Annotated in this window: 21 protein-coding genes and 1 pseudogene; 19 read left to right on the forward strand and 3 right to left on the reverse strand. The window is 41.1% G+C overall.

Annotated features, from left to right (window positions below; genetic code table 11):
* The first annotated feature begins 80 nt into the window (after nucleotides 1–80).
* From BIW53_RS18830 to BIW53_RS18840, 3 genes are all read left to right on the forward strand, one after another.
* Nucleotides 81–680: a carboxymuconolactone decarboxylase family protein gene (locus BIW53_RS18830; protein ID WP_070993573.1), complete on the forward strand. Its 600-nt coding sequence runs from the start codon at nucleotides 81–83 to the stop codon at nucleotides 678–680.
* 462 nt (nucleotides 681–1,142) lie between these two features.
* Nucleotides 1,143–3,572 (forward strand): TonB-dependent receptor, encoded by a 2,430-nt coding sequence (locus tag BIW53_RS18835; RefSeq protein WP_070993574.1) that lies wholly within the window; start codon nucleotides 1,143–1,145, stop codon nucleotides 3,570–3,572.
* 72 nt (nucleotides 3,573–3,644) lie between these two features.
* Nucleotides 3,645–5,228 (forward strand): tetratricopeptide repeat-containing sulfotransferase family protein, encoded by a 1,584-nt coding sequence (locus BIW53_RS18840; protein WP_070993575.1) that lies wholly within the window; start codon nucleotides 3,645–3,647, stop codon nucleotides 5,226–5,228.
* Nucleotides 5,229–5,289: 61 nt separating this feature from the next.
* Here the strand turns inward: BIW53_RS18840 and BIW53_RS18845 are convergent, their stop codons facing one another.
* Both BIW53_RS18845 and BIW53_RS18850 read right to left on the reverse strand, forming a co-directional pair.
* Nucleotides 5,290–5,619 (reverse strand): hypothetical protein, encoded by a 330-nt coding sequence (locus tag BIW53_RS18845; protein WP_139158888.1) that lies wholly within the window; start codon nucleotides 5,617–5,619, stop codon nucleotides 5,290–5,292.
* A 105-nt stretch (nucleotides 5,620–5,724) separates the two neighbouring features.
* Nucleotides 5,725–6,753, reverse strand: coding sequence for a hypothetical protein (locus BIW53_RS18850; RefSeq protein ID WP_070993577.1), 1,029 nt, complete (start codon nucleotides 6,751–6,753; stop codon nucleotides 5,725–5,727).
* A gap of 274 nt (nucleotides 6,754–7,027) precedes the next feature.
* Here BIW53_RS18850 and BIW53_RS18855 point away from each other — a divergent pair, with 274 nt between their 5' ends.
* The 7 genes from BIW53_RS18855 (at nucleotide 7,028) to BIW53_RS18885 (ending at nucleotide 15,923) form a co-directional block, all read left to right on the forward strand.
* The gene (locus BIW53_RS18855; protein ID WP_070993578.1) at nucleotides 7,028–8,044 is read left to right on the forward strand and encodes a helix-turn-helix domain-containing protein; all 1,017 of its coding nucleotides are present in this window, start codon (nucleotides 7,028–7,030) and stop codon (nucleotides 8,042–8,044) included.
* A gap of 119 nt (nucleotides 8,045–8,163) precedes the next feature.
* On the forward strand, nucleotides 8,164–9,558 hold the full coding sequence (locus tag BIW53_RS18860; protein WP_070993579.1) for an amidohydrolase family protein: 1,395 nt from the start codon (nucleotides 8,164–8,166) through the stop codon (nucleotides 9,556–9,558).
* Between the two features lie 507 nt (nucleotides 9,559–10,065).
* Nucleotides 10,066–10,656 carry a transcriptional regulator BetI gene (gene betI / locus BIW53_RS18865; protein ID WP_084228288.1) on the forward strand — a complete coding sequence of 197 codons (591 nt, stop codon included), beginning with the start codon at nucleotides 10,066–10,068 and terminating at the stop codon, nucleotides 10,654–10,656.
* On the forward strand, nucleotides 10,646–12,145 hold the full coding sequence (gene betB, locus BIW53_RS18870) for a betaine-aldehyde dehydrogenase (RefSeq protein WP_070993581.1): 1,500 nt from the start codon (nucleotides 10,646–10,648) through the stop codon (nucleotides 12,143–12,145). Before betI ends, betB begins: the two co-directional genes overlap by 11 nt.
* Before the next feature lie 11 nt (nucleotides 12,146–12,156).
* Entirely contained in the window at nucleotides 12,157–13,824 is a 1,668-nt protein-coding gene (gene betA, locus BIW53_RS18875; protein ID WP_070993582.1) for a choline dehydrogenase, read from the forward strand.
* A 172-nt stretch (nucleotides 13,825–13,996) separates the two neighbouring features.
* Nucleotides 13,997–15,214: a choline transporter gene (locus tag BIW53_RS18880; protein WP_070993583.1), complete on the forward strand. Its 1,218-nt coding sequence runs from the start codon at nucleotides 13,997–13,999 to the stop codon at nucleotides 15,212–15,214.
* 10 nt (nucleotides 15,215–15,224) lie between these two features.
* Nucleotides 15,225–15,923, forward strand: coding sequence for a TorF family putative porin (locus BIW53_RS18885; protein ID WP_070993584.1), 699 nt, complete (start codon nucleotides 15,225–15,227; stop codon nucleotides 15,921–15,923).
* A gap of 82 nt (nucleotides 15,924–16,005) precedes the next feature.
* Here the strand turns inward: BIW53_RS18885 and BIW53_RS18890 are convergent, their stop codons facing one another.
* Nucleotides 16,006–16,431: a hypothetical protein gene (locus tag BIW53_RS18890; protein ID WP_139158889.1), complete on the reverse strand. Its 426-nt coding sequence runs from the start codon at nucleotides 16,429–16,431 to the stop codon at nucleotides 16,006–16,008.
* Nucleotides 16,432–17,018: 587 nt separating this feature from the next.
* On the opposite strand from BIW53_RS18890, the gene BIW53_RS18895 reads away from it, so the two are divergent.
* The 9 genes and pseudogenes from BIW53_RS18895 (at nucleotide 17,019) to BIW53_RS18935 (ending at nucleotide 23,640) form a co-directional block, all read left to right on the forward strand.
* A complete protein-coding gene (locus BIW53_RS18895; protein ID WP_070993586.1) occupies nucleotides 17,019–17,873 on the forward strand; it encodes a DUF6236 family protein in 855 nt (284 codons plus the stop codon).
* A gap of 135 nt (nucleotides 17,874–18,008) precedes the next feature.
* Nucleotides 18,009–18,236 (forward strand): annotated as a pseudogene (locus tag BIW53_RS18900) (transposase); the annotation flags it as partial.
* Nucleotides 18,237–18,525: 289 nt separating this feature from the next.
* Nucleotides 18,526–18,726 carry a hypothetical protein gene (locus BIW53_RS18905; protein ID WP_245699484.1) on the forward strand — a complete coding sequence of 67 codons (201 nt, stop codon included), beginning with the start codon at nucleotides 18,526–18,528 and terminating at the stop codon, nucleotides 18,724–18,726.
* 181 nt (nucleotides 18,727–18,907) lie between these two features.
* On the forward strand, nucleotides 18,908–19,216 hold the full coding sequence (locus tag BIW53_RS18910) for a hypothetical protein (RefSeq protein WP_070993588.1): 309 nt from the start codon (nucleotides 18,908–18,910) through the stop codon (nucleotides 19,214–19,216).
* Between the two features lie 121 nt (nucleotides 19,217–19,337).
* Nucleotides 19,338–20,330: a hypothetical protein gene (locus BIW53_RS18915; protein ID WP_070993589.1), complete on the forward strand. Its 993-nt coding sequence runs from the start codon at nucleotides 19,338–19,340 to the stop codon at nucleotides 20,328–20,330.
* A 122-nt stretch (nucleotides 20,331–20,452) separates the two neighbouring features.
* Nucleotides 20,453–20,986 (forward strand): hypothetical protein, encoded by a 534-nt coding sequence (locus BIW53_RS18920; RefSeq protein WP_070993590.1) that lies wholly within the window; start codon nucleotides 20,453–20,455, stop codon nucleotides 20,984–20,986.
* A gap of 116 nt (nucleotides 20,987–21,102) precedes the next feature.
* Nucleotides 21,103–21,735, forward strand: coding sequence for a hypothetical protein (locus BIW53_RS18925; protein WP_070993591.1), 633 nt, complete (start codon nucleotides 21,103–21,105; stop codon nucleotides 21,733–21,735).
* 379 nt (nucleotides 21,736–22,114) lie between these two features.
* The gene (locus tag BIW53_RS18930; protein WP_070993592.1) at nucleotides 22,115–23,167 is read left to right on the forward strand and encodes a S41 family peptidase; all 1,053 of its coding nucleotides are present in this window, start codon (nucleotides 22,115–22,117) and stop codon (nucleotides 23,165–23,167) included.
* A gap of 32 nt (nucleotides 23,168–23,199) precedes the next feature.
* The gene (locus BIW53_RS18935) at nucleotides 23,200–23,640 is read left to right on the forward strand and encodes a hypothetical protein (RefSeq protein ID WP_070993593.1); all 441 of its coding nucleotides are present in this window, start codon (nucleotides 23,200–23,202) and stop codon (nucleotides 23,638–23,640) included.
* Nucleotides 23,641–23,661 lie beyond the last annotated feature (21 nt).

Here is a 23,661-nt window from a genome sequence, read left to right on the forward strand (position 1 = left end):
CTAATTTTTGTAGACAGACGCTTTAAAAGCCTTTAGATTATGTTGCATATGCAACACATAAATATCAACAGGAATACATTATGGCTTTAGTTACACCACTGGCACAAGATGCAAACGCTGAGGTTGCTGAGTTAGCAAAATTTTTCAATGAAACGTTGGGTTTTTGTCCAAATAGCGTACTGACCATGCAGATCCGTCCTCATATCGCAAAGGCTTTTATCAACTTAAACAAGGCGGTCATGGAAAACCATGGCAGAGTAACCAGTGAATTAAAAAGACTGATTGGTTACATCACCAGTGCAAACACTGGGTGCCGTTATTGCGAAGCGCATACAATTCTAGCGGCACAACGCTATGGAGGTTCTGACGAACGCCTCCAAAACATATGGCAATTCAGAGAAAATTCGCTTTTTAACGACGCTGAAAAGGCTGCGTTTGAGTTTGCACTTGCCGCATCTAGCGTACCAAATGCTGTTGATCAAACCATTGAATCGCAATTAAAAGCTCATTGGGATGATGGCGAAATCGTTGAAATTCTTGGTGTGATCTCTTTGTTTGGATATTTGAATCGCTGGAACGATTCAATGGCGACCACATTAGAAACAGGCGCTATTAATGCAGGTGAAAGCTACTTAGCACACAATCAATGGCAAGTAGGCAAACATCAAACCAGTAACTAATTACTGTAATTGAGCATACTGGGACATTCGCTTATTTTTAAGAGCACGCGCACATAATAATAATAAGCGCCGAATTATCGAGCCACTCGCATATCGTGCTTCCCAGTACGCTCACTCTCACATCATTTGCTTCTATAAAGTAAAGCTCCCCCTTCATCTGACTAACCACTTAATTATTTCTCGCTACAATCAATTGGTCGCATATTAACCAAATATGCGAAAATGATGAATAAATATTAATTTTGTAAAAAATACATGCAAAATTCCCTGTTAAATTATTAAAAAAAAAATTTAATTCAAAATTCCACTATATTTTTTTTATAACCCGCCCTAAAATGCATGAAATTTCAAATTTAAAGAATATAAATTCACACCTGTGTTTCTGCTTACTTGGCGCATTTCACGATTTGTGCTTTCTTTGTGTGCATAAAAACAACAAGGGTAACAATGGGAATGAAAATAATGTTTAAACCTAACATACTTTCACTGGCTGTATATGGCGCGCTAACTTCAACGCTTGGTACCTCATTCGCGGTTGTCGCAGATGAGGGAATTAACAAAGATAAGTCGCTTGAGGTTATTCAGATAACAGCAACGAGGCGTTCTGGTTCTATCCAAGAAGCGCCGCTTAATATTACAGCATTAGACAGCGACGTTATGCGCGACCAGAACATTGGTGAATTAGCCGATGTGGCACGCTGGGTACCGGGACTGACCGTCACAGATCAAGGTGGTCGTTCGGGGTCACCCATCATAGTCCGTGGATTGAATACTAATTCATCTGGCCCAGCCTCCGATGGCGGCACTGTTGCAACTTACATCAATGAGATCCCTGTCGCCATTGATATGCGCCTCACTGATGTTGAGCGTGTGGAAGTTTTGATTGGTCCACAAGGCACACTCTATGGTGCCGGAACACTAGGCGGTGCAATTCGATACATTTTGAAAGACCCAGAGCTTGATTTTACAACAGGTAAAGTCTACGGCGATGCATTCCAAAATAGTGAAAGTAATTCATTTGGCGGTGAGACCGGTTTTATTTTCAACACGCCAATTATCGAAGATAAGCTGGCTGTTCGAGCCAGTATCAACGTATTTAAAGACCCCGGCTTTGTTGACTACAACTATGTGGTGCGTGAAACAGGTGTCTCTAAACCAGACCCAGATTGGAGCGACTTAGACGATATCAATCATCATTTGCGCCAAGAAGAAGACAATAACGGAGAAACAACGACAACCGCTCGCATATCACTACGCTGGGTACCGAATGATTGGTTAGATGGCACCCTTAACTACTTCTATCAAAAACAAGACAGCGCAGGTCGCTCCATTGTTCACCATGGCGCTTTAAATTCTGAAAATGGCTTGAATAAACGTATCGGAAAATATGAATCTGCCTACCGCTATGAAGAGCCAAGAGAAAAAGAAGACTCGCTACTGAGCCTTGAAGTAAAAGCCGATTTAGGCTTTGCTGAGCTTGTCTCTGCTACTGGTTATTCTGAGTTTGAAGCCGATGGGCAACGTGACCAAACTGACTTATTGATACGCCTAGACTACGGTTATGAAGAGTTCCCCTCATTCTCATCATTTACTCGTGAACTGGATGAAGAAGAAAACTTTACTCAAGAGCTTCGTTTAGTCTCAAAAGGTGATTCTGACCTAAACTGGATCGTGGGTGGCTTTTACAATAAGAGCAAGAGCAATGGTTCTAGTAAAGAATATACACCTGGGTTTAGTCAGTTTGCCGTGGCAAACTTTGGTGCCACGCTAATACGTCCTGATAGTCTGGAGTATTACTCAGTAGATCGCAGTGAAGTTACTGAGCAAGCAATATTTGGTGAGGTCGGCTATCAGGTCAGTGATAAACTCACAATTACAGTGGGTGCTCGTTTCTACAAATACAAAGTAGATGCGGATTCTGCCGTTGACTTCCCGCTACTGAACACCGTTTTCGGTGATGCAGGACCGAATGACATTAGTTTGAACTTTAAAAACAGCTACGCAGAAGACGATGGTAGCCTATTCAAGTTTAACGCCAGCTATCAATTTTCCGATAGTGTAATGGCTTATGCAACAGTCAGTGAAGGGTTTAGAATTGGCGGTTCAAATGGTTTGGCTCCTTGCCCAGATCCGCTCCCTGCAAATCAGGCAGGTTGTGGTAAACCAAACGAGATGCTCTATAAAGACGATACCACCACCAACTATGAGCTTGGCTTGAAAAGCACTTGGATGAAGAACCGCTTACACTTCAATGCCGCTATTTTTAACGTCGATTGGGAAGATGCACAAATAAGTGGAGCAACCGAAGTAGGTCAGCTTCCTTATACTTCTAATGCGGGCTCTGCAAATGCAAAAGGGGTAGAAATTGCTACTCGTGCTATGTTGAGCGATTCGTTCACCGCCTATGCGACCTATGCATATACAAAAGTTGAGCTAACAGAAGATGCACCCTTTTTGTTTACATCACCAGGGCCTGATGGAACTGTTATTGGCATAACAGGTAAAAAAAGTGACAGACTGCCAGGCTCACCTGAACAACAGTTTTCGCTTGGTGTGAACTATCAAACTGAAATAATGGACAATAAGCTGCTAGATATTAACTATGGTTTAACCGCCCAAAGCGACGTTATTTCTAAAGTAGGTCTGCTTGATAATGGTGAAACACTACCTGGATATGCATTGAGTAATATTTCAGCGAAGATCACCGGAGATCAATGGTCAACCACTCTGTATATCAATAACTTATTCAACAAATATGCGTATACGTCTGTTCGTCGTAGCGATGCAGATATTACCACAGCCAACGGTGCTGAAATTCAGCGTAACTACGGGCATTACATCAATCGCCCACTTACAATCGGTGTTAAGTTCGATTACCAATTTGAACTATAACTAAGTTACCGTTACTCTAAAGGCTCAAACTTAGTTTGAGCCTTTTTATTTAATAATAAGAACAATCTCGTTATGACGCTCAACGTAAAACACCTTCATCAGCAGGCCATAAAGGCGTTTAATAAAGGCCAAGTTCAACAGGCGCACCAATGTTTAGTACAACTCATACAAACAACGGCTGAGAACAGCCCTGAGCACGCTGATGCTTACTTTTTGATGGCCATGATCAATGTCCAAGTTGGGCAAATTAAAAAGGCCATTAAACTTATAGAAAAAGCGCTAAGCTTGAGGCATACCATTGAGTATTCTATTCATTTAGCCAAGTGTTACGCATTAGACGGTCAACTGAATGTAGCTAAGAAAATAGCCCTATCGATTAACATTGATGATCTAGCATCTGCATTGAATGCCGACACTTTGGGTGTCACATTCAGCCATATTGGTCTACATGATAATGCCCTACAGTGCTACCAAAAGGCGCTAGAACTAAACACCTCCAATCCTCAGTTCTTTTACAACTATGGTGTGTGTTGCAAATTTTTGGGGTTATTTAAAGAAGCAGAAAGCGCATTTGAGCAAGCCATCACACTCAACCCAACCTATCATCAAGCACATTTTGCTCTATCTGACTTAATGAAAGTTAACGCGCAAAATAACCATATTTCACGTTTAAACACCGTATTTAATCAAGTTGGACACCCCGATGCCAAGCTGCACTTAGGTCATGCACGAGCAAAAGAGCATCAAGATTTAGGGCAGTATGACTTAGCCTTTAAGGCACTTGAACAAGGTAAATCAAGTAAGCTACAACAAACTCGCTTTGATGATGCAAGTTCACAAAAACTATTTGCTTTGATCCAACACTTAAGTGAAGAGCCTAAACAGAGTACGAAGCTGGGTGCTACGACCAATGAGCCCATCTTTGTGCTGGGAATGCCACGCTCGGGGACAACTCTGGTGGAGCGAATTCTATCCAGCCACAGTGATGTCACGTCCGCGGGAGAATTACAAGATTTTGGCATAGCCACCAAGCGTTTGAGCCAAACTTCTACGCCTCAAGTGCTTGATGAAGATACCCTCAAAGCGGCCTACACCTGTGATTTTAAGCAATTAGGACAAAACTATCTTGATGCCACGCGAGTAGTAACAGGGCAAAGCCAACATTTTGTCGACAAACTCCCCTTTAACTTTTTTTATGTGGATTTGATCCGCAAAGCGCTACCGAACGCTAAAATCATTTGTTTGCTGCGCAATCCACTGGACACATGCATCGGCAACTATCGTCAGTTATTTACTATAAATAACCCTTACTACAGGTACTCGTTAGATTTAATGGATACCGCTAAATTCTATGCGCGCTTTTATAAACTGATGCAACACTGGCAGGCTTTACATGGCGAACATTTTAAGTTGTTAGAGTACGAACAACTCGTTACAGAGCCAGAAGCACAGATAAGCAGTTTGCTCAGCTATTGCCAATTACCTTGGCAAAGCCAATGCGTTGATTTTCATTTGAATAACGCGCCGGTTTCTACCGCAAGTAAGGTGCAAGTCCGTGAACCACTGAACGCTAAATCAATTGGCCGCTGGAAAAATTTTGAGCCTTTCCTCAATGAAGTTAAAGCTTATTTTTATGAGCAAGGTATTCCTTATTAACCCTTGGCAAACAAATATGGCAAAAATGGTAGCCGAGTTAAATAACTTGGCTACCATCATTTTACTGGCAATAAGCTCGGGTATCTAAAGCTTGGTCAAATGCATTGAATATTGATTGAATAATCACGTCATCCTTTTCATTTTGTGTATTGGCCATATTCCAGTCTACGTCATTTCCTCGGAAATAACGTGCAGAGCCGTTTCCTTCCCAGCGAATGAGTACATTGCCAGATAACACTTGTGGCTTAAATATGATATACGCCTTTTCCAGTGTGACAGTGACCTGAGCATCATCTGACGTCGTATATCGATTTTCGATAGCAGTTTTAACGGCTTCTAAATCAACATATTCGTTCCTATCATACACCTGTCCACTAATCTTAAATTGCACAACGTGCTTACATGGAAGAGGTTTCATATGCGTTGTGGTTTTACAGGCTGCGAGTATCAAACAGCAAGTAATGCAACAGACAAACCTAATCAAAGTGTTCATTGATCACAAACAAGTTCGTTTTTCAGTTGTGCTGTTAGGTATCGAACACATTTTACCTGCCAGCATACCATGAGTTATGCGCAATATTTTTCGTTCAGGAAGTTCTTGTACTACCTGTGAGTGAACAGCAGTCAATGCTTTCGATTTAGGTGGTTCATACGTTGAAGGATCAGTTGTATCTTGTACATCAAGGTTGATCAAATCCACCAGTGAATCAATTGATGCGATTAGATTGCCTTTTAACTGACCTTGATAAGTTGTCGCCCAGGCGTTTGCTGTAATTAGCCTAGCTTCTTCAAAATCAGGCACTGGAAGCCTCGCTTTTTTAATTTTTCTTTGTAACTTAGCTTTATAAACTCTTTCTGACTTAACCGCCTCTGGTAATGCATCAAATTCAGCCTCTGCATTAGCTATCTGCTTGGCGATATACTCTTCGCTTTTTTCAGCTACAGGAAGCTGTTCACTCAAGACTGTGAACAAGTTGCGATAAAGCTCTGAATTTTCGGCCTTCTTATCTGAAGCTAAACGCTCCTTTATATAAGCGTTCGCTGATACTTTTACAGTTCTAAAGTCCATTAATAAACGATAATCTGCAGCGACAACCATATAGTTGTTACCAATTTCTGTTTTTTCGCCTAATTCGGCATGAGAATGAACTAGGTATGCATTGCCTAGCTTCTGATTTGCCAACTGAATTCTAGTTTTTATGGTTTCAAACAAGAGAGAATCAAAATCGAACGAATTCAATTCATTGCGTACAATAGTAAGTGGGTCTTGTGCTGCTTCTGTGTTGGCGCTGTTCGCAGCAGAATCAATAGCTATGCTGACCAGTGCACCTACAAGTCCAAACTGTGCCCCCACAGCTGAACTGTCCTGAACGGGGAAATCAGCTTCTAGTTCTTGCTGAGATATCATAACGTAGACATCTATTGGGCCATCAAGAGACTGTTCAGCCAAAGGGGTTTTATAAGGAGTTGCCTTACACGCAGCTAATGTGATCACAAATGCCGCCACAAAGAAATTTTTTAACACTTAATTTTCCTATTTTTTGTTTTCATTAAAAATAATTGCGAGCTTTTTACACGACACATGCAAAAATTGCAAATTTAGGAACAAATTATGTGACCATTCATAACCTTCACCAGCAGATTTGGGCTATCAATCGCTAACGACAGCTCATACGTTATAATAAAGTAGATAAACCTTAGCCACCTGATAAAGAAAGTAAAAAGCATCACTAATTTCAAAAAAGGCGTTTCGTGCTACCATGCAAAACTACCACCCTGCTGCCATGAACCTTTAAGTTATGTTTGAAGCCAATTTGGTCAATCTCATACAAGCGTTTACAATCGGTGTCGCGACATTGAGTATTGCTATATTAAGTGCCCATAAGCTCTATCGCACTGTAATCGCATTTTTTGTGATGGTCATTTTTTCAGCGGCATTTAACTTGCTCGAAGAGCTCAATATTACGCGCTCCATTCATTTAATTACCCCCATTTTTGTACTGGGTTTTGGCCCCATGCTGTATCTTGTTGTTAAGTCTTTAACCACACAGGTTAAAAAGTACGATCTACTCCACTTGCTACCCATGTTGCTACTTTTACCGTTTAGCCATCACACGCAAGCGGTGATTTTAATAGGCACTGTGTGGCGACTTATCTATGCTGGGCTTGCTGTTTACAGAATCTACCTATTTAACCAAGCGCTGGATAATTACCGTTCAGATGCACATGAGGTCACACTACGCTGGTTGGGCTGGCTGGTTGTGATTATGACCATGACCAACGCAGCGGACTTAGTGAGGCTAAATTTACAGACACTCTTACCTGTTTTTTGGAACATATTTGGGCAAGGACTGGCGACTCTAATCAACATCACAATCCTGATACTGCTCACGCTCAAACTAAACAACGAACATGCGATTTTAAAAACCTTGCCGCGTACGCAACCCGATGAGAGAGAAAATAAGGGCCACGAATGCGCTGATGACTACCAAATAATCTTTGCGTTTATCGACCAACAAATGAGAGAAAAGCAATGGTTTTTGCAGCCTCGCCTATCATTGTCGGAGCTGTCTCAACTAACAGGGATACAAATGAGAGAAGTATCGCGAGCTATCAACCTTGCCCGTCAACTCAGTTTTAATGATTACGTCAATTCATTTCGTGTTGAACATATCAAAACTGCCATGCGTACTACGCCTAACAAACCCATGCTGGTGCTCGCCCATGAGGCAGGGTTCAGCGCCAAGTCATCATTTAATTATTCTTTTAAAAAACAAACAGGTATGACTCCTAGCGAATTCAAAAATAGTCTTTAGCCACCTTTTTGAACGTACAAAAGAGCACGCTTATGCGTCCAGTTGCTTGTTTTTGGCCCTTTTAGTGACTCAAGTCTCATAAATTGTAGCCAATACGAATAACCAATGGACGATTGAACATGTCACTTTATCGCTATTTTAATTCCTTGTTGAAGCTTTCAACGGTCACTTTTGTGGCCATTACAATAATGCTCAGTGGTTGTCACACTCAAGTACAGCTTCCTCGCACACAGTCATATATTCTTAAGAATGTGAATATTATCGCACCTGTTGAACAGCGTATTATTAAAGATCAGACTATTGTCATTGAAAATGGAATTATAAGCAGTATTAACAGCAACTTGACTGAATATCCAGATAAAGAAATTGCTATTATCGATGGTCAAGGTGGTTATGTCACACCCGGTTTAATTGACATGCACACACACTTTTACGACCCCAGCGCATTTGTCACCAACTTATCCCATGGTGTCACTCATGTACGTATTCTAAACGGTATCGCACAGCACCTAACGTGGCGAGACCAACTTGCGCAAAATGAGAGGATTGGCAGCACTGTTTCAGTGAGCAGTCCAATTATGTCAGGGTATGTAAACGGCGCACTTCATCAATACATACACACTGAACAACAAGCCAAGCAAGCGGTACAAGATGCGAAGAATGCTGGGTACGACCTGATAAAAGCCTATGGTAACCTGTCGCCAGAAGCGCTAAGTGCGCTGATGCAAACAGCGCAAGCACTCGATATTCCTGTGGCAAAGCACGGCCCTCATCCATCAGCTGATATGCCTTGGTCAAGCCTCATTGGATTACAGTCCTTTGAACATGTAGAAGACATACTACAAGGCCCACTCAATCACACCTTCGAGCAAACCAAGCTCAGCCAAACGCTCAAAGAAATTAAAAAGCTCGGCGTACCCGTCACGCCAACATTAAACATATTTTGGCACCTCACTAAAATTAGTGAAGATAAGCAGGCTTTTCTAGATACCTTGCCACAACATTACATTTCACCCACAGTCGCATTCGCCGAACGACAGAACCAAGTGGCACGCTGGCTCAACACATCCTCAAAGCACGCTAAATACAACCGCGATACCTATAACACCTTATTACTCATTACAGGGCAAATGCATGAGCTAGGAATAGAGCTACTCGTTGGCTCAGATGCGGGGGTGCTGCTTTCGCCACATGGTTTAGCAACACACAATGAGATGGCGCAGCTTAAACGAGCTGGACTATCCTCCTTTGAAGTACTCAAAGCCGCAACCTACTCGCCAGCAAAAGCGCTCAAGCTTGAGAGTCAAATAGGACAAGTAAATGCAGGCTACACAGCCGATTTTATCTTTACCCTTAAAAACCCGCTTGATGACTTAAGCCACTTAAAAAACCCTACCGCAGTGAGCAAACACGGATATTGGCTGACACAGCAGCAACTCTTGCAATTAAAAGAGCAAGCCATTGACAACCGCAGTACTTTGTTGGAGTTTTGGCGATTATTAATAAACTACTAACTGTCTTTTGGTAAGAAACATTTTGCCGAGCTTTACAAGCTTCACTGCAAACAATAATAAGTAGACTGTTTACTTAATGGTGTTCAGTTATGAGATCCTGACCTTCGTCAGGAAGACGGCATGTGTGTTTGGGCAATGCCGTCTTTCTAATTTTGGTTTCGTCATTGTGAACGTGTTCGTCATTGTGAACTTGTTTCAGAATCCCTTCACCCTAAACGAGTGACATTAGCAAAAACAGCAAAACCTGTTATTTTGTCACCGCTTCACTGGGCTTAGAAATTTATAGACCTGCGAATATTTACTCTATTTCTGGTGAAAACCCATACAACCCCACCTCTTGATTAAAAAATATTCCAATTAATTTTGACGCCGATTTTACCTAATAATATCAATAATTTATACATCAGAAAAAAACACGAAGAACGGCTAAAACGCAAATGTCAACATTGAAATGTGCGGCACATCTCTTTAACCTTTATTTTTATTGAACGTTCAATTAATAAAAATATGCCTAAAGTCGGAATGGAACCTGTACGCCGAGAACAGCTTATCAAGGCCACAATAGAGTCGGTTGCTGAGCTGGGTTTACAAGGTACTACTATTAACAGCATTAGCAAGAAAGCGGGATTATCTTCAGGGATAATCAGCCACTACTTTGGTGGTAAGCAAGGTTTGATAGAAGCCACAGTCCGCTACTTGTTGTCGAGCCTTAAGTATTCATTGATGGCTCAAGTGACAGAATCGACGTCACCGCAGCAACGGCTAATGTTCATCATTGAAGCCAACTTTGCCCTCGTACAGCAGCGTAAAGATACCACACGTACGTGGTTGAGCTTTTGGGCGCAGTCAATGCATGACCCCGAACTACACCGACTACAAAACGTAAATAGCAAGCGCTTGTATAGCAATCTTGCTAGTTCATTTAGAAAATTGATGAGTGCCGATAACGCAAGACTAGCAGCACAGTTGAGCGCGGCCATGATTGACGGTTTATGGCTACGCGCCGTACTGAGCCAATCAGATAAAGACCAATTTAAATACAGTGAACAACTGGCAAAACAGTATGTTCGTTCACTGATAAGCCATTATGGAGCCTAATATGACGACAACGAGCAGCCAACAAAGCAATGCGCCTGTTTATCAAAATTTTATCCACGGTCGCTACATGGCAAACCAAAGTGGTGAGAGTTTTGCAGTAAAAAACCCTGCCACCGATGAAGTAATTTACCGTGTTGAAGTTGCCGATGAGTCAATCCAAACCGCCGCAATTGAAAGTGCCAAGCAAGGCTTTGCAGTTTGGTCAGCAATGGCTCCTATTGAACGTAGCCGCATTTTATTAAAAGCCGTGGCACTTTTGCGTGAGCGCAACGATGAGTTAGCTAAAGTAGAAGTGTTCGACACGGGTAAGCCTTGGCAAGAAGCCGAGTGTGTCGATGTACAAACCGGTGCGGATGTTATCGAATATTTTGCCGGCCTTGCGCCTGCACAAGTTGGCCAACAGCAAATGGTAGGCGATGACTTTTATTACACTCGCAAAGAGCCGCTGGGGATCTGTGCTGGCATTGGCGCTTGGAACTACCCACTGCAAATCGCCTGTTGGAAGTCTGGCCCCGCCCTTGCAGCTGGTAATGCCTTAATATTTAAGCCTTCGGAAGAAACTCCGCTGGGTGCATTGAAGCTGGCTGAAATTTTTGTTGAAGCAGGCGTACCTGAAGGCGTATTCAACGTGGTTCAGGGCGCAGCGCAAGTTGGTCAGTGGTTAACCGCCCATGCTGATATCGAAAAAGTGTCTTTCACTGGTGAAGTAGGTACAGGTAAAAAGGTCATGAGCAGCGCCGCAAGTACGCTCAAAGATGTAACCATGGAACTGGGTGGCAAATCTCCACTACTGGTTTTTGATGATGCAGATATTAGCGAAGCAGTCAGTGCGGCAATGTTAGGTAACTTCTACACGCAAGGTGAGATCTGTACCAACTGCACACGCGTTTATGTACATAAAAATGTATACGAGCAGTTCATCAATGAGCTTAAGACCCGCACAGAAAACAACATTATCGCTGGCGACCCAATGAACCCCGAGGTTAACCTTGGCGCACTTATCTCAAAGCCTCATCAGCAATTGGTTTTAAACTACATTGCTAAGGGCGTTGAAGAAGGAGCTAAGTTGCTAACTGGTGGTAATGCACTGCACCCTGAATCTGCGCCCAATGGCTACTTTGTTGCGCCAACGGTGTTCGTTGACTGTCACGATGACATGACCATCGTCAAAGAAGAGATCTTTGGCCCTGTGATGAGTGTGTTGGTGTTTGACGATGAACAAGACGTGATCAAGCGTGCCAACAACACCCATTTAGGTCTTGCCGCAGGCGTATTTACCAAAGACATACAACGTGCTCACCGAGTTATTCACCAGCTTGAAGCTGGGATCTGCTGGATCAATGCATACGGCAATTCTCCTGCTGAAATGCCTGTAGGCGGCTATAAACACTCAGGAATTGGTAGAGAAAACGGCATTGAAACATTAGATCAGTACACCCAAACCAAATCGGTGTATGTCGGTATGAACAAAATCGAAAGCCCATTTTAACAGGAGATACCATGAACCAAAAATATGATTACATCATAGTTGGTGCAGGCTCCGCAGGATGCGTTCTGGCCAACCGACTCACTGAAAATGGCCAGCACAAGGTGTTGTTGTTGGAAACTGGTGGCAGTGATAAGAGCATTTTTATTCAAATGCCTACTGCTTTATCGATTCCGATGAACACCGACAAATACGCTTGGCAGTTTCACACGCAGCCAGAGCCATATTTAGATAACCGAACAATGCATTGCCCTCGTGGCAAGGTGCTCGGTGGCTCATCCTCAATTAATGGGATGGTGTATGTACGAGGTCATGCCAAAGACTTTGATGAATGGCAACAACATGGCGCTCAAGGCTGGGACTACCAGTCTTGCCTGCCCTATTTCAAAAAGGCTGAATCTTGGTATTTGGGTGAGAATGTGCACCGAGGCTCTGAAGGGCCACTAGGTGTAAACAACGGTAATGAAATGGCTAACCCATTATACCGTGCCTTTATCGAAGCCGGTGAGCAAGCCGGATACGCAAAAACAAATGACTATAACGCCGCACAGCAAGAAGGTTTTGGCCCCATGCATATGACGGTGAAAAATGGCCGTCGTTGTTCAGCCAGCCGTGCATATTTAGACCCAATTAAACGTCGCGGTAACTTAACTATTGTCACAGGCGCACAAGCGCAACGGGTTTTATTAAACAATAAACAAGCGCAAGGCGTTGAGTTTAAAATTAAAGGTAAGGTTCAAAAAGCCTATGCGCGCAGAGAAGTTATCTTAAGTGCAGGGCCAATCGGTTCACCGCATTTACTACAGCTCTCTGGCATTGGCGATAGCAAAGTACTTGAGCAAGCGGGTGTTGAAGTACAGCACCACCTGCCGGGCGTTGGCCAGAATTTGCAAGATCATCTGGAGTTTTACTTCCAGTACAAATGCAAACAACCTATTACTCTAAATGGTAAACTAGGGCTTATCTCTAAAGGCCTAATTGGTGCGCGCTGGCTACTGACAAAAGATGGTCTGGGTGCTACCAACCATTTCGAATCATGTGCCTTTATTCGCTCGAAACCGGGCGTTGAATGGCCTGATATTCAATATCACTTTTTACCTGCAGCGATTCGCTACGATGGTAAAAGTGCGTTTGATGGTCATGGCTTCCAAGTTCATGTGGGTCATAACAAGCCTAAGAGCCGCGGTGCAGTCACGATTGCGTCAAGCAATCCCGATGAGCCACCTAAGATCTTGTTTAACTACCTACAAGCACAAGAGGACATCGAAGGCTTTCGAGCGTGCGTGCGCTTAACGCGAGAGATCATTGAACAAAGTGCCTTTGATGAGTTTCGCGATGACGAAATTCAACCTGGTAAAGAGATACAAACTGACGAACAAATTGATGCTTTTGTACGCCAAGCCGTTGAAAGTGCTTACCACCCTTCTTGCTCATGCAAAATGGGGGAAGACGACATGGCGGTGGTTGATTCACAAACCAAAGTACATGGTATCAATAGTTTACGTGTGGTTGATTCGTCAATTTTCCCAACCATACCAAACGGAAATTTAAATGCACCCACAATCATGGTGGCTGAAAAAGCGGCCGACCATATTCTGGGGAAAACACCTTTAACTAACCAAAACGCTGCGGTTGCAATGGAGCCCAAATGGCAACAACTACAACGCAGTTCGGAGATCTAGATTTGCCACTCGCTTAGGTAGTGATACCTAGGTGGGACTTGCAGTGGCGTGCGGGATAAATTGGTTATCCCAAGGGGGTTAGCTTGGCCTCAACCCCTTAAGCATTAATGCGAGACTAAGAAAAAAAACGGAGAAACAATGAGTTACTTTTACTTATTTTGGGAGGGTGACAATGACCTTATGGCTTAGTGCAGGTATCATTTTCACCCTATTGGCAATCGCTTTAATTTTGTTTAAATGGGGAAATTTAGAGTGTGTTGGCGTCACACCTGTTAAAACTTTTACCTTTATCGCCATTTTGTTTACGTCAGGCTTAGATGTCGGACTGATAATGTTTCCACTTACTGAGTTTGCGGGTTACGCAGACATAAAAGCAAGCCCAGAGTATGCGTTTGCAAACCCACTCGCCATCGAGTTTGGCTTTTGGGGGTTTTTAATCTGGGGATTTTATTTCCTTACCTGCTTTTATTTCTGCGTAATAGAACCCAAAGTGAAGTTCTTTGAAATTCCTTGGGTGAAATTAGTCAATAATGTGATCATTATTGGCACCTGTGCCTTTACAGCATATTTGCTGCTGACAAACCTGCCCTGGTATTTACCAGAGGTTGGAGATGGTAGTTCTATTATTCCAACATTTTATTTGTTGGTCTTTGCGGCAATTTGCTTTGCGGTTTATTCAAGCACCAGTTTGAAGTACGTTCGTTTTTTAAGTATTTCAACCACTTGGTTGTTTATGGCTTTAATTGCATATATGTGGTGCGCAGCATTCCTATTCGGTGACAGTGCCATGAGCAGTTTCGCTAACAAATTTGCGATGCTTGGAGACTACTTTACCCACATCAACGAGTTTGTATTACCGCTGAACGATTACCATGAGTTTTATCTGTTCTGGTGGTTTGCTTGGAGCATCATGATTGGTCAGTTTACATCTCGCTTTGTAGGTGGACTAAAAACTTATCAAGTATTGGCAGCCATGTTGGTGTTCCCTTCGATTCCTATCGCTATCTGGTTTAGTGTGCTTTATCACTACCATGAAGCGGGAATTTCGACTGCGGGTATTAAAAACTTCGCTATGGTATTTGTAGGGATAGTATTTGTGATCAATTCTCTTGATTCACTCATTCGCCTATATACCGATAACTTGAATCTAACGGTAAAACGTTTGGGCCTACGTAACTACATGTTATTTAATATTATTGCCCTATCATTGTTAACTTTACTGTTTAAACTCGAGTTTTTACAAATTCAATGGGTTGGTGCGTTGGTGATAGGCTTGTTCTTCTCTTGTGCAGCCTATATTGGTTACAACAAGTTCAAAACGGTTAGCCAAATCGACAGTTCACCCAAAGATAACAAAATTGACTACAGCAAAATTGAAACTGCTAGCTAAGGAATTCAACATGACAACAACTAGAACGCTTATTTTCAGTGCACTGGCACTCGCCTCAACACATGCGGCAGCAAATTGGTCTACCACTGTGACTGGCGCATCTGACTATACCTTTAATGGTGTAAGTCAAACGCAAAACGACCCAGCCCTTCAAGCTAGTTTAGACTACGCATTTGACGATGGCATTTATGCGGGTACTTGGGCCTCAAATGTAGATTTTGGTGGCGACACTAACCTTGAGTGGGATGCATACTTAGGTAAATACGTACAGCTTAACGATAGCTGGAGCGTAGACTATGGTATCGCTTATTACACCTATCACGGTGACAGCAGCTCAAGCGATGGTAATTACCCTGAGATTTACTCAAAGTTTGGCTATACCAATTCATTGGGCCACACCGAGTTTAACTTCTGGTACAGCTGGGATTACTTCGGTACTGATGCGGGCCACACCATTGCCATGGTTGCTCACAGCGTAGAAATTGCCAAAGGCCATACACTACGCGCAAGCTTTGATGTATCAAATTCATTAGATGGCGAGAAGTACATGTGGGATGCCGGTGATAAATCTTATCATCACTACCGTTTGGCTTATCAAACCAGCTATGAGGGCTTCAATTTTGAAGTGGCGGCTGAAAACACCAGTTTAGATTATGATACCGCTGATGAGCGTATCGTACTGAGCGTGTCACGCACCTTCAATCTGTAAATTTACAAGTCTCCTACTACTTGTAATAAAGGCCAGATCTCTATCTGGCCTTATTTTTTGTTTGATACTTGGTGTGGACGGGTTAACGAGATTTGACCGTCTGAATAGCTTGCTTAAGTTCAGCAGGCTTATCTGTGCCCAGGCGAATCACTGAGCCATCATGTAGAGCAATGTTAACGGCGTCAAAACCCGACACATTATATAATGTCCCGTTGTTGATTTTTCGAATTCCCCACCCTGTCACCCAGCGACTCTCAACCACGGTTACTTCTTTGATGTCATTGACGGCAATGCTGCCATTGATAAGACCAACCCCCATTTCCCAGCTTACAGAAGAAGCATCTACAGTGACTTTCAACTTATAGAAATTCAGCATCACAGCCAACACAATAAAGGCCGTGATATATAAAGCCACCGGCTGCGCTTTTACAAAATACACCACGAGTAATAAAACAATAACCAGCACCGCTATCATTGAATAACCGTACTGAACGTTTTCATACGCCATATTTAAACTCCTTTTAATAAACTCTTTTTTACCCCATATACCCGTATTTTTCAAACCCAAAAAGTGCTCATACACCGATATTAACCTAGCCACAAGGCGTAGCAAAAGTGACCAAAACATTGGCTCTATAGGTTCACCATTGAAAAAGACCGTGATTCAACACAACGTTGAGTGACGCTAGTTAGAACGCAAAGCACAGCGACAATACAAAGTTTGAAGAGCACAAACTCAACCAAGTAAAGCGGTAGCTAACATCACCAAACTCGTTGATTTATAGGGGTAATAACACTCTGCTTCTTGAACCATAAGCCAAACACTCACAGGGTAAAAGCCGCCGAACATAGCAGACATAAGCATTGTAGAGCGTTGGGTTAAGTGGGTTCTGATCGACATAAACGAACGTGGAACGAGCACTGATAAAGATAAAGTTTGTCTGCTTTTATACCAAACGCCAGATTTTGTCCTATAACATTATGAACCGCCGTTTTGGTGGAAAGATAAAAGCACGTAATACAGCCCGTTATGTCTGTTTTAATTTGGATATTTTGGGGGATAAGTTGTTATGAATTTTCAACTAGGGAGTTGTTTTGAACAGAGGTTTAATTACTGTCGCTGGGAATATTCAGTTCCAAATGCAAGGATTTAGTTTAAGCTCAAACTTGACGCCTGAAGATATCCGTTTCTACTTAATGTATTGGGATAAAATTATAATTCCGACAAATAACCTAATACATTTTGGTATCCCAGATGAGGAAGACTTGATTAACTGTAAAGCCTTATGGCGACCAAGAACAAGTCATATTGGTAGTTTTTCTGGTCACGAGGTAGGTGAAGCTATAATTAAAGGGCAAAGCGAAATTGCCGAGTTAATGTTAAAAGACTCCAACACCGATTGGGTAGTTCACCAACCCGGTAATCAAATCTTCTTACCTAAAGAAACGTCAAAATATAACAACACAATTCGTGTTGACTTGTCTGGTGCACTGCCAGTTCCAAATAAAGACACAAACATCAATGAGATACTTGAATTTAAGGAAAGAAGAAGCGCGGAACTTGAAGCTTTGCATTCTACACTTGATGAATTGTATAAAGAAATTTTAATCTCACCAGATCCTTCTTTAGAAGCTAAATCCATTTTCTCAAGGCTAAAAAAGGAAATTGAAGGACTTGAAAAGGTTTCTGGTGAAAAGTACAAAACAACAAGTAAGTTTGATTTGTCAGTTGAGCTAAATCTAAATGGTACAGATATGGCTTTGGCTGGAACATCAGGAGCGCTTATAGATTTTCTATCAAATGGTTTTACTATGCCAATAATGACTACTCTGGCTGCTGTTGGTTCTTGTATTAAAGTTTCAGGGAAATCTACAAATACATTTTCAGCTGCAGATGAAAGATTAAAATTAGGATATATTTCTAAAGCTACTGAAGTGGGTTTAGTGTAATAAATTTATAACGAGAAAACTGTTTAAAATATGTGTTTAGACGGACACCCACCCCAACTTGAATGCTGGGAAGGGTTGTCTAAGCTTTTAGTTCTTCAAAAAACATTTCAAATTCTTAAGTTCAAGGAGTGAACGATGGGATTAGCAAGGAAGCGGCAAATCAGTTTGTCAGATACTCCGTATTATCACTGTATGTCACGCTGTGTCAGGCGCGCATTTTTGTGCGGTGAAGATAAACTCACAGGTAAATCGTATGAACATCGCAGAGGTTGGGTTGAAGAACGCTTGTTGTTTTTAGCGCAAGTATTTTGTATAGATGTGTGTGCATATGCGGTAATGAGCAATCATACCCATGTGGTGTTGTGCTTAAATGGACACCCACCCCAACTTGCTGGTCAATTACAGGTACATTTTTGGTAATATGATCACAAAGTGGATATCGCCAATAGAAAAAGGATCTCACTAGCTCGTTTTTAAAGTAGGTGTTCTGTTTAGTACTTTTAGTACTGTTTAGTAGGAATTGGTAAGGTTCTTTATACTTACCGATAGATACAACTTTTCAAGATATTTAAGCAGGCTTGCGCTCATTCTTAGTTTATTTTAGCCAAGCTTATTACTCTTCATTGCAGCGTTAAGAATATAAGGAGGTTAGGTGCCGATTTACATCAAAGTTGAAAAATCTAATGAACGGCTAGCACACCTTGCGAGAGAAAGCTGGGATCTTCCAACTCAAATCATAGAACTTGAAACGTGGTTATTCGAAAACCCTTTAAATTTAACTCCTGCTAATTACGTGGCTGATATTGGTTTCAGTATTAGAGAAAATGCTTGTGGTGGTGGTGCGATTTTATAACCTAAAGCGATGACAATTATGGGAAACTTAGGAATAAAGCTGTACTTATCTGAGTATGGTGATTAATGTGTACCTGACAAGCGAATTGACGCTCGGATTGATAAAGTTTGACTTGGTTCGCTGCGCTCAATGGTGAAGCCAAGCAATATCAACACCTAACTGAAACGTTATAAGTACATAGATGAATCGACTATTTGGTAAAAATGTAATAAAAATTGCAGCACCTCAAGACAGGAAAGAGCTTAAGTTTGAGGTGCTTCACGACCACGATGGTTTCAACTCTATCAATGTTCGTTTTTTCAACGCTGACAATTCACCTATCACTATCGACTTTTCAGATTTAGCAATTCAAATGCTTTTCGATCCAGATACAGAATCAACCAGTTTAGGTGAGTTTGAGTACGTAAAAGCAATTGAAAATGGCTTTGAGGTGTGTGGTGATTTTGGAATTATTTGGGTGTATTGTGATTCAAGCTCGCCCAAACTGTAAGCCTATCAGACTAGTTATGAAAGAGTAATCTAACAAATCAGTTAGCTCCTCCCTTTGGCGCCAGAGAAAAGCGGCGTTGCGGGTGTTGTAATCGTTTAATAATAAATTGGTGGTATTTAGGTTGATTAAAAAGATTCTGTTGTTTTTAGTCGTTCAGTCCTGCTTCTTTTCTCAGTTTGTTTTCGCAGATGAAGCAAGTGTTCTCTATCTGAAAGTATTCTCGGTAAATGAAAATATTGTAGTTAAAGCTAACCTTATGGGTGAACATCTAACCTATAAAGTTAAAGAGTCTAAAACTAAAATCAATCTAGATTTTAGCCATTTGTGGAATGAATTAGATACTTGGGAAGTAACAAAAGAAAGTGTAGATAAGCGGATTTCTCACTATGAAGATTTATTTTTAAAACCCATTAATGGGTTGCTAAAAAAAGCTAAACAAATACATTTTATTGTTGATGAAAATTCTGTTCGCTATGCTATGGGCTTAATCCCATATGAAGGTAAACCTCTCTTCCTTCACTATCCTATTTCATATAGCTATAACAACGTTGTTGTAACACAAAAAAGTTTTTATTCAGAGAGTTGGAGCGGTTTATCAATTTCTGATCATACTGCAGATCCAGAAAATGCCGCTTCATATTTAAGTAAATTTATCTTAAATAACAGCCACTATAAAATGGAGGACTTGAGCTATAGTAAATTTGTCGAGTCGGGTCCCTTTGACGTATTGTTATTTAGCCTTCATGGTGTAAGAACTGACTCAAGCGCCAGAATGACTTTTAACGAGCAGTGGCTTAGCGCCAACGATTTTTCACACTTTAAAAGTAAACTTATTTACTTGGACTCATGTCAGATGGGCTCTTCAATTGATTTTTTAAAGAAGCTACAAGATTACGGAAATGAGTTTTTTATAGCCCCACTATTTAGTAACGAAGCTGGAGGCTCTTCAAGTGCAACAATAAAAGGGTTCTTTTCAAACTTGAAATCAGGGGATTCCCCAGCAGTTTCAATGTATAAAGTTCGTAAAGAACTTTTTGAAAAATATAGTAAAAGTGATGGCGTTGATGTAGCTTACTGGAAGGCATTTCCGTTTAGAGTATATCAACAAATATAGTGGGCAAGTCACCTTGAAATCACTTAAAACGGAACAAAACAGTTGATTAGGCTCCCCTGTACATTTTAACCAAATATTTTTGTTCGCTTAAGTGGGCATGGGCGGTAAAGCATGGAGAGATCATGATAAAGTTTTTATTCGTTTTTTGGGTTCTGGTTTTATCTGGCTGTACCAGTATACCCATTTCGACCATGCTGGAGCTTCGCAATTTCAATGAACAAAGCTTTGTAGCTTTAAACCCTGTAGAGATCCGCTCAAAAATAAGGTTGTCTGAGCCGCTCTCATTAGATTTAGCAAAAATCACTTTATCCCTTAGCCTAGAAAATGAAAAAGGGTTTAGAAACTTCACATTTCCACTCGTGCTTGAAAATGAAAATAAAATCGCTGCGCTAGACGGCTTCTTTTCATCACAACCTGCCAACACAGAATACACCTTTAAGCTATCTGACATCGCTATTAAAAATTTTGTGGAAACACAAAAATTATTTTCGGATGGCATCAAAAGACAAGCGTCTTTTTCAATCGGAGCGAGTTTCAACCAAGAGCCCCAAGAAGTACAAGTAGCCTACATCTCAATTTTGCTACAGCTCAAAGATGAAGAAGGCTTTTTTACTCTGCTTGATAATGCCGAAGCTGATTTTGGGCAAAAAGGCTGACACCAAGCTTTTACTTGACAACGGCACTTCAAAGCAGCTTAAGTTCATAGCACAGTGCTACCCGTAAAGTACCAATTAAGGTAAGCTGTGACACCTTTGTTATAGTTGGGTTATCAATGAAAAGTTGGGTATTTGCTGTAATTGGTGGATTACTAATATTAGGCTCGTCAGCCATTTCTGGTATTTGGGTCACGAGTTTAGAGTCATCTTTAAATAAGTACTCTGAGAAAATCGCCGAAAAGAAGTTAGCTCTAGCGCGTGCTGACAGCGCTTATACACAAGCGCAGATCCGTAGCGAGTTTGCAACTTTAACCCGTACGGTTGTCAGGTACAGTGATTTTCAAAATGAAGAAATTCAGCAACAATGGGATGCTGTTTACTCTGCATCACTATATCCAATCATCCTGATGCTAAGAGAGGCTAATGGGCTAAGTATCACCAAGCCTGAAATTTCATCACTCATCACGTTGCAAGAAAACGCAAGTAGTGGCGACAAGCAGGCCTATAAAAAATTACAAGCGCATCAGATTGAGTTAGTACGTACCTCTGGAACTTATAGAGCAGGACTCGTTCTAGAGATTGGACAGCTAGAGGCCAAAAAAAATGCAGAGTCTTCAACCATTGCTAAAATTAAAGAGTTCGCCATATTTATTCAGCTTTTAGGCCTGATCATATTGCTCATGAAAGAAGTGCCAGAAAAGACACTACGAAAAACGTCTGATGACGATCAATCACAACCGCAAACATAAGCTTCTGTCTTTGAAACCCATTTAAATGTTTAACTGAGTGGCCAGAAATTCGCTGTGCATATAACTCAATGCCACCTGCAAAGCTCTCCCCCCCCCTTTTTTTTAGGGCTTAATCCTATTTGCACACCAATCTCGCTGATTTATTATAGAAATAATACATCACTCATTGCTAAAAATACCAAATACTCACAGGGTAAATGCCGCCTAATATAGCAGATATGAGCACTTTAGAGCGTGACCTAAGTAATTGAGTAATCCTAACAAATGCATAAAAATGGACGTCTAACAGTTGGCTTTTCTCACTGCGTTCGTTATTCTAGCCAACAATTAAAATCCCTTGAATGGGGCATTATTCGATCATATTAACAGAGGAAGTAAAATGAAAATTAGGGATTGTATTATAGGGGCATGTGTTGTTATTTTGTCTCCTTTGGCACATGCTGACATCAGTCATGCTGATAAAAATAATATATTAAAATCGCTTACAGACAATATTAAGCAACAATATGTTGAAGTAAAAAAGGTAGATAAAATTTCAAGCGCTCTTGAAAATTTTAAAACTAGCCCTGCATTTACTAATAGCCAGTCACAAGAACAATTAGCCTCTTCACTTACCACAGAATTACAAAAATTTGACAAGCACTTTACGGTGCAATGGCGAAACCCAAATGAGATAAAAAATGATAAAACAACGCGTGAACCTTGGTTTGACAAATTAAGCCGAAAAAACTCAGGCTTTAATCGGGTTGAAATACTCGATGGAAATATAGGTTATGTAGACTTTTGGGGATTTGATGCATTATCAGAGGATTCAAAAAAAGTAGTAAAAGGCGTAATGGGATTTGTCTCTAATGTAGATGCTCTTATATTTGATCTGCGTAAAAACGGTGGTGGCAGTGCTGAAATGGTGCAGTTTATTAGTAGCCATTTTTTAAAACCTAATACCCATTTAAACAGTATTTATTGGCGAACCACTGATACCACCCGTGAGTTTCGTACCTTTGATGACGTTAATGGTTCAATCAATTTAGCTACACCCATATACATACTAACTAGCAGTGATACATTTTCAGCGGCAGAAGAGTTTGCTTATAACTTAAAGCACCTTAATCGAGCCACTTTAGTGGGCGAAACAACGAAAGGTGGAGCAAATCCTTGGCAGTTTTATGAATTAGGAGATGGTTTTAGAGCGGGTATTCCTATAGCTAAGGCAATCAATCCAATAACAAAAACAAATTGGGAATCAGTTGGCGTTAAGCCTCATATTGAAGCGTCACGTGATGATGCCTTAAATGTAGCGTATAAAATAGCACTTGATGAAGTTAAAAATTCCGTAAATGATGAGTTCCAACTAAAAGAAATCAATGACAAACTTGTGGAATTATCGCGTAACAAGCTACTCATCGGGACGCCAAAAAGTAGCGCACAATAGTAGTGTGTTATATTGCTTTGTAAGGTTAAGTATTGAATAAAAAACAATACCAGGAAAGCGGTATATTATATGCGGTGTTCACTACCGTTTTATTGTATTTCCTTTTTAAAATCACGTTATTTTCTTCTATGGTGTTAGACAAGAAATCAACGTGTCTAAGCTCTTTTTGGGATAACATTGATACTGTTATTACACCTTTCTTAGCATTTTTTATAGTCGCACTAATGAGCTGCGTTTGGTTTTTTTATTGCGCCATAAAATACAAACGAAAAGTAGGTAAACCTGTATATCTTTTACTAATCGTTGGAGCTGTGTTCTATTACTTTTGGTTCAAAGGATTTTATGGCTTTTGGTATTTAATGAGCTACGAGCAAAAGGAAATTACATTACAGGAGTTTTTTGAAAAAACGGGTGGTACAGACAGGTTAAAGTTGTATGGTAATGAGCGCAGCCAAAATGTATTGTGTCAGTAGCAATATTACAAGGAAAATTAA

It is taken from the genome of Pseudoalteromonas byunsanensis (genome assembly GCF_001854475.1).
Taxonomy (GTDB): Bacteria; Pseudomonadota; Gammaproteobacteria; order Enterobacterales; family Alteromonadaceae; genus Pseudoalteromonas; species Pseudoalteromonas byunsanensis.